This is a genomic window from Bacillus sp. FSL R10-2780, from assembly GCF_038006125.1.
Lineage (GTDB): Bacteria > Bacillota > Bacilli > Bacillales > Bacillaceae_G > Bacillus_A > Bacillus_A cereus_U.
In genome coordinates, this window is the sequence record NZ_JBBOUQ010000002.1 from 61,224 (window position 1) to 75,817 (window position 14,594).

Sequence of the window (14,594 nt, forward strand, 5' to 3'; positions counted from 1 at the left end):
GCCGTCAATGAAATTTTTTGACAATTTACAACTTTCTTTCATAGGGTGCAATCTATATACGTATTGGACACTAAAATAATCGTGAGCATGAATAGAAATAAATAACATAAGAATAGGATTTTATTATATATAAAGTTCAATTTTCTTTGTTATATCAGTATTTTAAAAGAGTATATTTGTAGCTGTTTAGATTATTTGTTTCTTATTATTACTTTGTAGATGGATGTAGTACGTTTGTTCACGAAACTTGAAATTCGGATGAAAAGAAAAGTATTCAAAAAAATAAAAATGTTTTCAATTTAGAATCAAGTGTGTATAATAAAGAAAAATAGGGAAAGCGCTTAACTAAATTTGATGTGCTAAACCTTATAGACTTTCATTTCGTTTCTTAAATTTTAATAAAGAGGGAGAAATCATATGAATGTTTTAACGATTGGGATTATTGGTGCTGGACGAATTGGAAAACTGCATGTTGATAATTTGCAGCTTATGCCACAAGTGAAAATTAAAGCGGTTTCAGATGTAGTGATTAGTCATTTAGAAAAGTGGGCTCAAGACAAAGGGATTTCCACTTTGACAACTAACTATCAGGATTTATTAGCAGATCCAGAAATTGATGCTGTATTTATTTGTTCACCAACAAATACACATGCGCAAATTATTAAAGAAGCGGCTCTTGCGAAAAAACATATTTTCTGCGAAAAGCCTGTTAGTTTTTCGGTAGAAGAAACATTAGAAGCATTAGAAGTGGTAAAAGAACAAGGCGTATCTCTTCAAGTAGGTTTTAATCGCCGTTTCGATCCTAACTTCAGAAAAGTCTATGATCTTATTCAACAAGGAGAAGTGGGACACCCACATATTTTAAAAATTACGTCTAGAGATCCACAACCGCCAAGTATAGAATATGTTCGTTCTTCAGGTGGATTGTTTATGGATATGATGATTCATGATTTTGATATGGCTCGATATGTGATGAATAGTGAAGTTGTTGAAGTATTTGCATATGGAACAACATTAATTGATCCGTCCATTCAGGAAGTAAATGATGTTGATACGGCAATTGTCACATTAAAATTTGCGAATGGAGCTTTAGGGGTAATTGATAATAGCCGCCAAGCTGTTTATGGATATGACCAGCGTCTTGAAGTGTTTGGTGAAAAAGGAGCGGTCGCTGCGGATAATTGCTGTCCGACAACTGTACAAGTGTCAAAAACAGAAGGTGTTGTAAAAGATAAGCCGCTTTATTTCTTCTTAGAGCGCTATACACAGGCTTATATTGAAGAAGTAACACAATTTACAAAGTCAATTATAGAAGGGCAAGCTGTTATTTGCAGTGGTAATGATGGGTTACAAGCAGAACGAATTGCGAAGGCTGCGAAGGAATCATTACTAACAGGAAAACCTGTTCAAATTGAGCATAAACAGCCTGCATTAAATCAATAAAGAGAGCGCTTACTTCTAGAAAGTTAAAGAGTAGTGAATCGTATGGTCATAAAAATTTCTTAACCATATCATTTACCTTTACATAATGCACGGGAGGTAGTAACAATGAATCCACTTATTTTTAAAGAAGATTGTCCATTAGATCTAATTGCAGTTGGACGTTTATGCGTTGATTTAAATGCCAATGAAACACAACGTCCTATGGAAGAAACAAGAACATTTACTAAGTATGTGGGGGGATCTCCTGCCAATATTGCGATTGGTGCGGCACGTCTTGGTTTACAAACAGGGTTTATCGGTAAAGTGTCCGATGATCAAATGGGCCGCTTTATTACAGGGTACTTAAAGGACAACAATATTAATACGGATCAGATATGTATTGATCGTACTGGTGCAGTGACAGGTCTAGCTTTTACAGAAATTAAAAGCCCTGAAGATTGCAGTATTTTAATGTATCGTGACAATGTCGCAGATTTAAATCTTGAACCAACAGAAGTATCTGAGGACTATATTAAACAATCAAAAGCACTCTTAATTTCAGGAACAGCTTTAGCGAAAAGCCCTTCTCGCGAGGCAGTATTTTTAGCGCTAGAATATGCGCGTAAGCATGATGTAGTCGTATTTTTTGATGTCGATTACCGCCCTTATACATGGCAGTCAGAAGCTGAAACGGCTGTGTATTACAATCTAGCGGCTGAAAAATCTGATGTCATTATTGGAACGCGTGAAGAATTCGATATGATGGAAAAACTATTAAACTACGAACAATCTAATGATCAAGTTACGGCTGAAAGATGGTTTTCTCATCATGCGAAAATCGTCGTAATTAAGCACGGCGGGGATGGTTCAATCGCTTATACGAGAGACGGTCAATCTCACCGCGGCGGTATCTTTAAAACAAAGGTACTCAAAACGTTTGGCGCCGGTGATTCGTATGCTTCTGCGTTTATTTACGGCTTAATGCAAGGGCTTGAGATTCCTCAAGCGATGCGATTAGGAGGCGCTTCTGCTTCAATTGTTATTTCCAAGCATAGCTGTTCTGATGCAATGCCAACAAGTGTAGAGATTTCTGCATTCATGGAAACGGCAGAGGAAATTGTATAGAAACTTCTTAAACCAATAAGCAAGTAAGGGCGTATCCTATGGACGCTTCTACATTAAATAAAAGGGAGAGAATTAATATGACAGTACAAACAGCACAAATTGTAAAAAACTATATTGGCGGCGAATGGGTAGAATCCTCTTCAACTAAGATGGAAGCTGTATATAATCCTGCAACAGGAGAAGTAATCGCTCAAGTACCACTTTCAACGAAAGAAGATGTTGAACAAGCTGTATTAGCAGCAAATAAAGCGTTCCAACTTTGGTCCAAAACAGCTGTGCCAAAACGCGCTCGTATTTTATTTAAATATCAACAATTACTAGTAGAGAACTGGGAAGAGTTAGCGAAACTTATTACGATTGAAAATGGAAAAAGCTATAACGAAGCTTACGGTGAAGTTCTTCGTGGTATTGAGTGTGTGGAATTTGCAGCGGGTGCTCCTACATTAATGATGGGAAAACAGCTTCCTGATATTGCGACAGGTATTGAGTCTGGCATGTATCGTTACCCAATTGGTGTTATAGGCGGGATTACACCTTTTAACTTCCCAATGATGGTTCCGTGCTGGATGTTCCCACTTGCGATTGCGTGTGGTAATACATTTGTATTAAAACCATCAGAGCGTACACCACTTCTAGCGGCAAAATTAGCGGAATTAGCTGAAGAAGCAGGTTTACCAAAAGGTGTATTAAATATCGTAAATGGCGCACACGATGTAGTAAACGGTCTTCTTGAACATAAACTAGTGAAGGCAATTTCATTTGTAGGTTCTCAGCCAGTCGCAGAATATGTATACAAAAAAGGAACAGAAAACTTAAAACGTGTTCAAGCACTAGCGGGTGCGAAAAACCATTCCATTGTATTAAATGATGCGAATCTTGAACTAGCAACAAAGCAAATTATTAGTGCTGCATTCGGTTCAGCTGGTGAGCGTTGTATGGCTGCTTCTGTTGTAACAGTACAAGAAGAAATTGCAGATCAATTAGTTGGAAGACTAGTAGAAGAAGCAAATAAAATTGTAATCGGCAATGGTCTTGATGAAGATGTATTTTTAGGACCAGTTATTCGCGATAACCATAAAGAGCGCACAATTGGTTACATCGATTCAGGTGTAGAACAGGGTGCTACATTAGTTCGTGATGGACGCGAAGATACAGCTGTAAAAGGAGCTGGCTACTTCGTTGGGCCAACAATTTTTGACCATGTTACAAAAGAAATGAAAATCTGGCAAGATGAGATTTTTGCTCCTGTTCTATCAATTGTTCGTGTGAAATCATTAGATGAAGCAATTGAAATTGCGAATGAGTCTCGATTTGCAAATGGGGCTTGCATTTATACAGATAGCGGAGCAAGTGTACGTCAATTCCGTGAAACAATTGAATCAGGTATGTTAGGTGTGAATGTTGGGGTACCAGCGCCAATGGCATTCTTCCCGTTCTCTGGCTGGAAAGACTCTTTCTATGGTGACCTTCATGCGAACGGTACTGACGGCGTTGAGTTTTATACAAGAAAGAAAATGCTTACATCTCGTTGGGAAAAGTAATGACTAAGAGAGAAGTAAAATCTCTCTAGTTGTTCGTAAGCGAAAGTAACGAAAGTATTAAAACATAAGAAGGAAGTATTAGGAGTCTATCAAATTCCTGATACTCCTTTTTCATATGCAGAATGACTGATAGAGATAGAAAGGAGCAAACATTATGCAAACTGTCAGAATGACGACGGCGCAAGCATTGGTGAAATTTTTGAATCAGCAATATGTAGAGTTTGATGGAGAGCAACAAAAGTTTATTAAGGGAATCTTTACTATTTTTGGTCATGGAAATGTAGTAGGCCTAGGTCAAGCTTTAGAAGAAAACAGAGGGGAATTAGAAGTATATCAAGGGAGAAATGAGCAAGGGATGGCAAATGCTGCGGTTGCTTTTGCAAAACAAAAACACAGAAAACAAATTATGGCATGTACTTCTTCTGTTGGTCCTGGATCAGCAAATATGGTTACCTCTGCTGCAACAGCTTCTGCAAATAATATTCCCGTGTTACTACTTCCAGGTGATGTATTTGCAACGAGACAACCTGATCCTGTTCTTCAACAAATTGAACAAACACATGACTTATCTATTTCTACGAATGATGCTTTTCGTGCTGTAAGTAAGTATTGGGACCGGATAAATCGTCCTGAACAATTGATGACAGCTATGATTCAAGCTATGCGTGTTTTAACGAATCCGGCAGATACAGGAGCTGTAACAATTTGTTTACCACAAGATGTCCAAGGAGAAGCTTGGGATTTTCCAAGTTACTTCTTCCAAAAGCGCGTTCACCGTATTGAACGTCGTCTACCTACAAAAGCCAGCTTAGCGGATGCGGTGGAAATGATTAAGAGAAAGAAAAAGCCGGTTATGATTTGCGGTGGTGGTGTAAGATACGCAGAAGCGGCAGAGGAACTCAAACAGTTTGCTGAAGCATTCCACGTTCCATTTGGAGAAACGCAAGCTGGGAAAAGTGCGATTGAAAGCAGCCATTCATATAATCTTGGCGGCATTGGGGTAACTGGAAATTTAGCAGCCAATACAATTGCAAAAGAGGCGGATCTTGTCATTGGGATCGGCACGAGATTTACTGATTTTACGACTGCATCTAAGCAATTATTTCAAAATGAAGAAGTTGAGTTTTTAAACATCAACATTTCAGAATTTCATGCGAACAAGCTTGATGCATTGAAGGTTATAGCAGATGCGAAAGAAGCACTTCTTTCCCTTTTAGATGAATTGCAAGCAATTGGTTATCAATCTAGTTATACAACAGAAATCGTAGATGCAAAAGAGGCTTGGGAAACAGAATTAGCACGTCTACATAATATTCGCTTTTCAGGTCAAGATTTCACGCCAGAAGTCGAAGGTCATTTCGATGAGAATTTAAATGAGTATGTAGACGCACTTGGTACACAATTAACACAGACTGCAGTCATTGGACAAATTAATACATTACTTGATGAAGATGCAATTATCGTCGGTGCAGCAGGAAGTCTTCCGGGTGATTTACAAAGAATGTGGGCATCGAGAAAACCAAATACATATCACATGGAGTATGGATACTCTTGCATGGGCTATGAGGTTGCAGGCGCACTTGGTGCAAAGCTAGCTGAACCATCGAAAGAAGTATATGCAATGGTAGGGGATGGTAGTTACCAAATGCTTCATTCTGAGCTCGTCACAAGTCTTCAAGAAAACAAAAAAATTAACGTCTTATTGTTTGATAACTCCGGATTTGGCTGCATTAATAACTTACAAATGGGCAACGGAATGGGGAGCTTTGGAACAGAGTTTCGCTACCGAAACCAGGAAACTCGTAAATTAAATGGGGCTATTATGAAAATTGATTTTGCAGCTAGCGCGGCTGGATATGGCGTGAAAACGTATCGTGTTACATCGATAGAACAATTACAGGAAGCGCTTAAAGATGCGAAAAAACAAACGGTTTCTACATTGATTGATATTAAAGTATTACCAAAAACAATGACAAATGGATACGAGTCATGGTGGCATGTAGGTGTTGCAGAAGTATCTAATAGTCAAAGTGTACAAGCTGCGTACGAGAGTAAAATAAGTAACTTGCAAAAGGCAAGATCTTATTAGATTAGGACACAAAGAGAGCTTTTTATCTACATGCATATTGTTTAGGAAGCTTTCTTTTTAACGAACAGATAAGAGAATTTGGCGAAATTCTATAACATTTTGCAAAGAGGAGAGACAAGGGGATGTTCAAAGAAAACACGATTAAGCTTGGAATTGCACCAATTGCTTGGACAAATGATGATATGCCGGAGCTAGGAGCAGAAAATACGTTTGAACAATGTATTAGTGAGATGGCACTAGCTGGATTTAATGGAAGTGAAGTAGGTAATAAATATCCGAGAAATACAGTTGTATTGAAAAAATCTTTGGAATTACGAAACCTGGAGATTGCTAGCGCATGGTTTAGTGCGTTCTTGACAACGAAGCCGCTTGAAGAGACAGTAGAAGCATTTATTAAGCATAGAGATTTCTTGCATGATATGGGTGCAAAGGTCATCGTTGTATCAGAGCAAGGACATAGTATTCAAGGTTTAATGGATGTACCGCTATTTAAAAACAAGCCCGTTTTTACAGAAGAAGAGTGGAATAAGCTTGCAGATGGTTTACATCACCTCGGTAAATTAGCTCAGGAAAAGGGGTTACATATTGTATACCATCATCATATGGGTACGGGTTTACAAACAACGGCAGAAATTGAAAAGTTAATGGATATGACTAATCCAGATCTTGTATCTCTGCTTTTTGATACAGGTCATCTTGTTTTTTCAGGAGAAGAGCCGCTTTATATTTTGAAAAAATATTTACCTCGTATTAAACACGTACATTTAAAAGATATTCGCCAGGAAGTAGTAGATGCTGTAAAGGAAAACGATTTAAGTTTCTTACAGGCAGTGAAGAATGGTGCATTTACAGTTCCAGGAGATGGCGTAATTGTATTTGATGAAGTGTTTACTATCCTTGCAAACTCTGATTATAAAGGGTGGTTTGTGGTAGAAGCAGAGCAAGACCCAGCTTTAGCGAATCCTTTTGAATACGCATTAAAAGCCCGAAAATTTATACAAGAAAAAGCAGGTCTTTAATTTCTCATTGTGAGATTACAAGTTTCAATAACGTATAAAGAATATGTAGTAATAGAAAAAGGAGGTGTCATATGAAACCAACAATTTATAGTGTTGCAGAGGAAGCTGGTGTATCTATATCAACTGTTTCAAAGGTAATCAATCGGACTGGAAATATTAGTGAGCGTACAAGGAGAAAAGTACTTCAGGTTATGGATCAACTAAATTACCATCCAAGTGTCGTGGCATCTGCTTTAACAGGAAAACAAACAAAAATGATTGGTCTTCTCATCCCTGACATCTCTAATCCTTTTTTTGCTGAAGTAGCAAGAAGTATTGAGGACCGAAGCTATGAACTAGGATTTCATGTGATGATATGTAATACGGATAATGATGCACAGAAAGAAAAGAAGTATTTATCCTTGTTAACCCGTCAAAGAATTGATGGTCTTATTATCGCTTCAGCTTTCCGAAATGCTAGTTTACTAGAGAATATGGTAAAGCAGGATGTACCTGTTAGTTTAATCGCTTCAGAAATCTACAATCTACCCGTCAACACTGTAACCGTAGATGATTATAAAGGCGCTTATTTAGCTACTTCCTATTTACTATCTTTACAGCATAGGAAGATTGCTATCATTACAGAGGATGCCAAAAGTAATCAGCTTCGCTTACGTGCTTTTAAAGATGTTATGAAAGAAGAGGGAATAATTGTACCCCGAGATTATGTAGTGAAAACGGAAGCGACAATTCAAAGTGGATATGAAAGTGCTAAGCAACTCTTGAGACTACCAGAAAGGCCGACCGCGATTTTTGCCTGTAATGATTTATTGGCGATTGGGGTCATGAAGGTTGCTAAAGAAGAGGGTCTGAATATCCCTGAAGATTTATCAATTATTGGTTTTGATAATACAGTACTTTCTACTACGACAACCCCTATGTTAACGACCATTGCCCAGCCAATGAAGCAAATGGGTACAAGGGTAGTAGAGATGCTCGTTGAAGAGATGAAACACCCAAAACTTTGTAAGAAACGTTTGCTTCTTACCCCTGAGTTAATTATTCGGCAATCAACTTGTCCTCTTACATAAGGAGTAAAAAGACGAGACATTTGTTTTTCCATTTAGTAAATTATATTGAAAAAGGTGAATGTGTAATGCCATTAGTTCAAATGAAAGATATTTTAATAAAGGCAAATCAAGAGAATTATGGGGTCGGAGCTTTCAGTGTCGCTAATATAGAAATGGTAATGGGAGCTATTCAAGCAGCAGAAGAGTTGCGTTCGCCGCTTATTCTACAAATTGCGGAAGTTCGTTTGAATCATTCGCCAATTCATCTGATTGGTCCTTTGATGGTTGCTGCAGCGAAAAAAGCGACTGTCCCAGTAGCAGTTCACTTTGATCACGGTATGACGTTTGAAAAGATTAAAGAGACGTTAGAAATTGGTTTTAGTTCGGTTATGTTTGACGGCTCTCACTTTCCATTAGAAGAGAATATCCAAAGGACAAAAGAAATTGTAGCGCTTGCGAAACAGTACGGAGCGACGGTAGAGGCTGAGATTGGCAGAGTTGGTGGTAGTGAGGACGGATCAGAAGATATTGAGATGTTGCTGACAAGTACTAAAGAAGCAAAACAATTTGCAGAAGAAACAGACGTAGATGCGTTAGCTGTTGCGATTGGAAATGCGCACGGTATGTACAATGGAGATCCTGATTTACGATTAGACCGCCTACAAGAAATTAATGAGGTAGTTCGTATTCCACTTGTATTACATGGTGGTTCTGGCATTAGTCCAGAGGATTTCAAGCAATGCATTCAACATGGTGTTTGCAAAATTAATGTAGCAACAGCCACGTTTCAGAATGTAATTACTGCGGTTAACACTGCCGCTCGGAATACTCCTTATTCAGATTACTTTACATATCATCAAGATGTTATTGATGCCGCATACGAAAACGTTAAAAATCATATGCGAATATTCGGAAGTGAAAACAGAGCGTAACCAGAAAAGCTTTCTTCTTTAATAATAGAGGAAACTCGGAGTTTAGTTAGCTGACAAAGGTAGAAAATTATAGAAGTCATTAAATAAAAAGGGGGAGAAAGTCATGTTAGGAAAATTAGGTGAATTAAAAGAAGGGTATAATGTATTAACAGAAATGAACGGTCAATACAGTGATATGTTAATGGATATAGGCATATATAAGATGTCTAATGGAAAAGAAGAGATATTATTAGATAATAAGAATGAAACAGCAGTTCTTTTATTAGAAGGGACAATACGTTTAGAGTGGGAAGGAAATGTAGAAGTTATTCAAAGAGAGTCTGTTTTTGAAGAAAACCCTTGGTGTTTGCATGTGGCGAAAAATGTAAAGGTTACAATTACTGCTCTTTCAGACAGTGAAGTACTTGTTCAAAAAACGGATAATGACGAAGAATTTGCGTCCAAGTTGTATACTCCAAATGATTGCCAAAGTGTTGTAGCTGGAGAAGGAGTATGGGAGGGAACAGCGCAGCGTGTTATTCGTACAATTTTTGACTATAACAATGCGGCATACTCTAATATGGTAGTAGGAGAAGTTATTTCTTATCCAGGGCGTTGGTCTAGTTATCCGCCACATCATCACGACCAACCAGAGGTATATTATTATCGCTTTAACAAGCCGCAGGGATTTGGGTGTGCAATGGTTGGTGAGGATGCTTATCGCGTTGTACATAATAGTTTTATTACAATTCCTGGTGAGCTAGATCACCCACAAGCAACGGCGCCTGGATATGCAATGTATTTTTGTTGGATGATTCGACATCTTGAGAATAATCCATGGAATGATCGTATCATGGAGGAAGACCACAAGTGGTTATTAGAACCCAACGCGAAAATTTGGCCAGAAAAGGAATAGACGAAAATAAAGGTTCTGGCGCAAAAACGATGTTACTTGCAATCGTTTTTGCCCAGAACCACTAATTTTTTATGGATTTAGGCAGGCACTTATGTGAGATAGCATAAGTGCCTGTTTGCATGTTCTACCTTTTTTTATGTACAATAAGAATAAGAGATGATATAGACAGGGAGAGGAAATCCATGTCCACTAAATTAGTAAATTTACGCATTGATTTTGCTTTTAAACAGTTATTTGGGACGAAAGGAAATGAGGAAATTTTAACTGGTTTCTTAAATGCAATTTTAGAGGAATCTTTAGATGCACCTATTACATCGCTACAACTAGATGATCCACATCTCCATAAATCTTATGAAGATGATAAGTTATCAATTTTAGACCTATTAGCAACACTAGATAATGGGACGCAAGTAAATATCGAAATTCAGCTTCGAAATACACATGATATGGTGAAGCGATCTTTATATTATTGGAGTAAACTTTATACATCCCAAATGCAAGAAGGGATGCCATATCGCTCACTTCGGAAAACAATTACCATTAACTTACTAGACTTTATTTTGTTTTCTCAGGATGATGCATTTCATACCATCGGACAATTATGGAATACAAAAATGCAGCAACTATTAAGTGACGACATTGAAATCCATTTTGTAGAGATACCGAAATTGGTAAAACAATGGCGTGAAGAAAAAGTAAACCCGTGGGAAAATACATTTGTTCGTTGGATGTTATTATTACCAGCACATGAAGATGAACATTTAACTCAAACATTGGAGGAGATTGCGATGAATCAAGATCCAATTTTACAAAAGGCAATAAATAAATGGGAAAATATGAGCCATGATTCTTCTTTCCGAATAGCATATGAAGCTCGAGAGAAATTACTTTTAGATGAACAAGCTAAGCTAGCACATGCAGAACAAGAGGGTATGGAAAAAGGCATTGAGCAAGGTAAGATGCAAATGATTCGAGGGATGCATGAAATTGGTGTACCGCTTGAAACTATTGCAAAAGCAAGTAAGTTAAGTGTGGAGGAAATAGAACGTATCTTGAAATTAAAGTAAATATATATGAACATACAGAACTCATGAATAGAATACAAATTTGAATTCTATTCATGAGCAAACATATAGAAGAAAGTAGACGCTCATTATCATAGTACATCTAATCAAAAAGCATTGCTGAAGATTTTGGCAGTGCTTTTTCTAAATCAACTTTTTGATATTTTTCATTCTTAAAAGGGGGATTACCAAATGAGGCCTATTGTTTAAGAGAGCAAGATGGATGTACTTGTATCTTGCTGTGGATTCCGGAGGAAACACCGTTGATTTTTACTTAATTAAAAATAGAAAAGCGAAATCAGCTAAACGTTTCTTCAAAAAGGCCTTAGCTTCTTGTCATGCCTCAAAACCTCGTGTCCTCAAAGTTGATAAAAACCCAGCCTATCCAAAAGCCGTGAAACAATCACAAAAAGCAGGAGACCTACCAGAAGGAATCAAGTTACGACAGATGAAATATCTAAACAACATTGTCGAACAAGACCATCGATTTATCAAAAAACGGGTCCGATATATGCTAGGGTTTCAAGCTTTTCACACAGTAATCAAAACACTTGCTGAAATAGAAGCTATGCATATGATTAGAAAAGTGCACACTTTCCATGGGGAACAGTCTGTCCAAAAACAGATACGTCTGATTAATATTTTCTTTGGTATTACCGCATAAATAGTCATTCCGTTAGGAATCACTCATTCTTTTTGCTCTCCATTATCTTTTTGCACCAGAACCCTTTTTAGTGATGGTTAATCGAGTATGCATTGTCATCTTAGCTAAATTTGAAAGATGCTACGATATTTGTATTATGCCCATCATAAGATTCCATATTTAAGAATACCTTTTTTGCATGTATTGTTGTAAAAAAAGGTATGGGCATATAACTAAAATTCAATAGTTTTCGCACTTTTAACACGAGCGAACCATTGACCTAGTATATCGTTATGATGCTTAATAATTTGAGATGCCGATAATAATGTGGAATCATATGTACTATGTCCGTCTTCCACAAGAGTAACATCATATCCTAAGCTGAATGCACGTCGGCATGTTGCATCTATACATATCTCTGACTGAATTCCAGTAATGACGATATGTTTAATATTCTTTTTATTTAGCTCTTGTTGAAGATTTGTTTTATGAAATGAATCAGGATGTTTTTTCTCAAGAACGGTATCTTGTACTGATGGAGCTATAGATTCATGAATTTTCCACCCAGGAGTTCCCCGTTCTAGTAATGAACCTGGTTCCCCGTTAAACTTCATATAAAAAATGGGTGCTTGAACAGAACAAGCTTTAGAATTTAATAGTTGAATGGTTTTTAATAATTCCGTTTCTTTATATAATATTTTTTTCTCCCTAAATGAACCTATCTGTACATCAATAATAAGTAATGCTGTACAGTTTTTGATCATAAACATCCTCCTTACATTTCGTTTGAAAATTCAGTAATGAAATATATATGAATTAGCGAACATACATTTTTAGTATATCCAAAATGTATAGAGAGTATTGTAGTGAATTAAGGGTTCTGTTGCAAAGTTTTCTAAATGAGACTACATTCTAGAAAAAAGAGTAAGGAGAATCACAAATGCGATATTATAAAGGGAAACAGTTCAGGAAGATATTATTTTGGTAGCCGTGGGCTACTACTGTTGTTTTTCTTTAAGCTATCGTGATATATCTGAACTTTTGAGAGAGTGTGGAATATCGATTTATCCAACAACGATTATGCGTTGGGTTCATGAATATGGGAATTTAACCTATCAAATTTGGAAGACGAAAAACAAAAAGATACAATCGTCGTGGAAATTAGATGAGACTTATATAAAAGTAAAAGGAAAATGGTGTTATTTATATCGTGCAATCGATAAAGATGGATACACATTGGATATTCAACTTCGAAAAACACGAGATCATCAGGCGGCATATGTCTTTATGAAAAGATTAGTAAAAACGTTTGGAGAACTAACAGTTCTTATTACAGATAAGGCACCCGCATTACTTTGTGCGTTCAAGAAATTAAAGGAAAAGGATTATGTAAACACACGACTCATTACACAATCAAGTATTTAAACAATCTTATAGAACAGGACCATTGGCATATGAAGTGTTGTTTTTCCAAGTCCGCAGGATTTCAAAATATTCGTTATGCTTCACGTACGATAAAAGGAATCGAAACCGTTCATGCTCTATATAAACAAAGGCGAAGACATCAAACAGACTCCGCCTTTTCGGTGAATTATGAATTGCAACAATTACTAGAAGCTTCTTATCTTTCTTATTCAAATGTTCCCTTCACTATCGGAACTTTATTTTCTACCATAAACTTGCCTTTTGCAATGACGCTGTGAATGTCCAACGTTTCTTTTTCCAACAATACGATGTCAGCATCCTTCCCGGTTTGGATACAGCCCTTACTTGAAAGCTTCAGCAATTGTGCGGGATTCGTGGTAATGACTTCCAGTGCCGTTTCTAACGGAATACCTTCCACTAAAACAGATTCTCGTACTTCGTGAAATAGCGAAGATACTTTTCCGACTTGAAGGCCTGCATACTCCCCATTGTTGTCAAAGAAGGGGAGGCTGGCCTGTCCATCTGAGGAGAAGGTGATGTGTCCGACTGGGACTCCATCTTCAAGCATTATACGTAATGCCTCACTGCATTTCACTTCCCCGTCCTCCAAAAATTGAGGGGTAGTACTTGTGGTAAAGTCTACGTAACCGCCTCGCTTTGCGTAATCAATACCCGCCCTGAATAATTCTTCGTTTCGGTTTATATGTGTTGGATGGAAGTGCCGAATCGGAATGTTGGTTTTATCTGCAATTTCATGTAACAATGAAAGTTTTCCCTCTCCGTCCCCTACATGAACTTCTAATATGCCAGCTTTTCCTGACAGAATACCGCCATTGCGTGCGGCAGTGGCGACTTTAACTATTTCCTCAAATGTAGGTTCTGATGATCTATGGTCGGAGATAGCAATCTCTCCAACACCGATAATTTTGTCAATTAAAATAATATCATCTTCGATTTTTCCCGTCAGCGTTTTTACTGGCACTTGATAGGAGCCTGTGTGAATGAAACAAGAAACTCCCTCTTCTTCAAGTGCCCGCGCCTTGGCAAGCAGACTTTCCATTTTACGTGTTGTCCCGTCAGTACCGAGTAAACCGACTAGTGTTGTAATACCTGCAGTTGTAATATCAGTGAGCATCAGCTCAGGTGTGCGGGTTTTGAATCCGCCTTCTCCGCCTCCACCAATAATATGAACGTGTGAATCGATAAATCCTGGAACAACCAAAAGATTTGCCGCATCAATGACTAGAATAGGAGCAAAGTTGTTAGGAATTGCGATTCTATCATCTATGAATGCGATTTTATCATCTGCAATTAATATGTCTTTCCGTCCTAGGTAGTTGGGTGCGTATACTTCTCCATTTTTTATTAAGGTAATCAATTCTTTTTTCCT

General features: G+C 37.5%; 11 protein-coding genes and 2 pseudogenes. 11 read left to right on the top strand and 2 right to left on the bottom strand.

Going from position 1 to position 14,594, the window contains the following annotated elements; all coding sequences use genetic code 11:
* The first annotated feature begins 417 nt into the window (after positions 1-417).
* The 10 genes and pseudogenes from iolG to NSQ47_RS25445 form a co-directional block, all read left to right on the top strand.
* Positions 418-1,443, top strand: coding sequence for an inositol 2-dehydrogenase (gene iolG, locus NSQ47_RS25400; protein WP_070169729.1), 1,026 nt, complete (start codon positions 418-420; stop codon positions 1,441-1,443).
* A gap of 105 nt (positions 1,444-1,548) precedes the next feature.
* Entirely contained in the window at positions 1,549-2,547 is a 999-nt protein-coding gene (gene iolC / locus NSQ47_RS25405; RefSeq protein WP_341038389.1) for a 5-dehydro-2-deoxygluconokinase, read from the top strand.
* A 77-nt stretch (positions 2,548-2,624) separates the two neighbouring features.
* Complete coding sequence (locus tag NSQ47_RS25410) at positions 2,625-4,088, top strand: CoA-acylating methylmalonate-semialdehyde dehydrogenase (RefSeq protein ID WP_341038390.1); 1,464 nt, start codon at positions 2,625-2,627, stop codon at positions 4,086-4,088.
* A 154-nt stretch (positions 4,089-4,242) separates the two neighbouring features.
* Positions 4,243-6,177 (top strand): 3D-(3,5/4)-trihydroxycyclohexane-1,2-dione acylhydrolase (decyclizing), encoded by a 1,935-nt coding sequence (gene iolD / locus NSQ47_RS25415; protein WP_341038392.1) that lies wholly within the window; start codon positions 4,243-4,245, stop codon positions 6,175-6,177.
* 122 nt (positions 6,178-6,299) lie between these two features.
* Positions 6,300-7,196 (top strand): myo-inosose-2 dehydratase, encoded by an 897-nt coding sequence (gene iolE / locus NSQ47_RS25420; RefSeq protein WP_341038394.1) that lies wholly within the window; start codon positions 6,300-6,302, stop codon positions 7,194-7,196.
* A 71-nt stretch (positions 7,197-7,267) separates the two neighbouring features.
* Positions 7,268-8,266 (top strand): LacI family DNA-binding transcriptional regulator, encoded by a 999-nt coding sequence (locus NSQ47_RS25425; protein WP_341038396.1) that lies wholly within the window; start codon positions 7,268-7,270, stop codon positions 8,264-8,266.
* Between the two features lie 65 nt (positions 8,267-8,331).
* Positions 8,332-9,177 (top strand): class II fructose-bisphosphate aldolase, encoded by an 846-nt coding sequence (locus NSQ47_RS25430; RefSeq protein WP_341038397.1) that lies wholly within the window; start codon positions 8,332-8,334, stop codon positions 9,175-9,177.
* 103 nt (positions 9,178-9,280) lie between these two features.
* Complete coding sequence (locus NSQ47_RS25435; protein WP_341038398.1) at positions 9,281-10,072, top strand: 5-deoxy-glucuronate isomerase; 792 nt, start codon at positions 9,281-9,283, stop codon at positions 10,070-10,072.
* Positions 10,073-10,254: 182 nt separating this feature from the next.
* Entirely contained in the window at positions 10,255-11,139 is an 885-nt protein-coding gene (locus NSQ47_RS25440) for an Rpn family recombination-promoting nuclease/putative transposase (RefSeq protein ID WP_212091727.1), read from the top strand.
* Positions 11,140-11,347: 208 nt separating this feature from the next.
* Positions 11,348-11,800, top strand: a pseudogene (locus tag NSQ47_RS25445) (IS6 family transposase); the annotation flags it as partial.
* 212 nt (positions 11,801-12,012) lie between these two features.
* On the opposite strand, the gene NSQ47_RS25450 reads toward NSQ47_RS25445, so the two are convergent.
* On the bottom strand, positions 12,013-12,543 hold the full coding sequence (locus NSQ47_RS25450; protein ID WP_341038400.1) for a cysteine hydrolase family protein: 531 nt from the start codon (positions 12,541-12,543) through the stop codon (positions 12,013-12,015).
* A gap of 176 nt (positions 12,544-12,719) precedes the next feature.
* Between NSQ47_RS25450 and NSQ47_RS25455 the strand changes: the two are divergent.
* Positions 12,720-13,392: pseudogene (locus NSQ47_RS25455) on the top strand (IS6 family transposase); the annotation flags it as partial.
* 17 nt (positions 13,393-13,409) lie between these two features.
* On the opposite strand, the gene iadA reads toward NSQ47_RS25455, so the two are convergent.
* Complete coding sequence (iadA, locus tag NSQ47_RS25460) at positions 13,410-14,582, bottom strand: beta-aspartyl-peptidase (protein ID WP_341038402.1); 1,173 nt, start codon at positions 14,580-14,582, stop codon at positions 13,410-13,412.
* Positions 14,583-14,594: the final 12 nt, after the last annotated feature.

Coding starts and splice junctions, on each gene's coding strand:
- NSQ47_RS25430 (WP_341038397.1), top strand. CDS start 8,332: ATGCCATTAGTTCAAATGAAAGATATTTTAATAAAGGCAAATCAAGAG.
- NSQ47_RS25435 (WP_341038398.1), top strand. CDS start 9,281: ATGTTAGGAAAATTAGGTGAATTAAAAGAAGGGTATAATGTATTAACA.
- NSQ47_RS25410 (WP_341038390.1), top strand. CDS start 2,625: ATGACAGTACAAACAGCACAAATTGTAAAAAACTATATTGGCGGCGAA.
- iolD (WP_341038392.1), top strand. CDS start 4,243: ATGCAAACTGTCAGAATGACGACGGCGCAAGCATTGGTGAAATTTTTG.
- NSQ47_RS25440 (WP_212091727.1), top strand. CDS start 10,255: ATGTCCACTAAATTAGTAAATTTACGCATTGATTTTGCTTTTAAACAG.
- NSQ47_RS25425 (WP_341038396.1), top strand. CDS start 7,268: ATGAAACCAACAATTTATAGTGTTGCAGAGGAAGCTGGTGTATCTATA.
- iolG (WP_070169729.1), top strand. CDS start 418: ATGAATGTTTTAACGATTGGGATTATTGGTGCTGGACGAATTGGAAAA.
- iolE (WP_341038394.1), top strand. CDS start 6,300: ATGTTCAAAGAAAACACGATTAAGCTTGGAATTGCACCAATTGCTTGG.
- NSQ47_RS25450 (WP_341038400.1), bottom strand. CDS start 12,543: ATGATCAAAAACTGTACAGCATTACTTATTATTGATGTACAGATAGGT.
- iolC (WP_341038389.1), top strand. CDS start 1,549: ATGAATCCACTTATTTTTAAAGAAGATTGTCCATTAGATCTAATTGCA.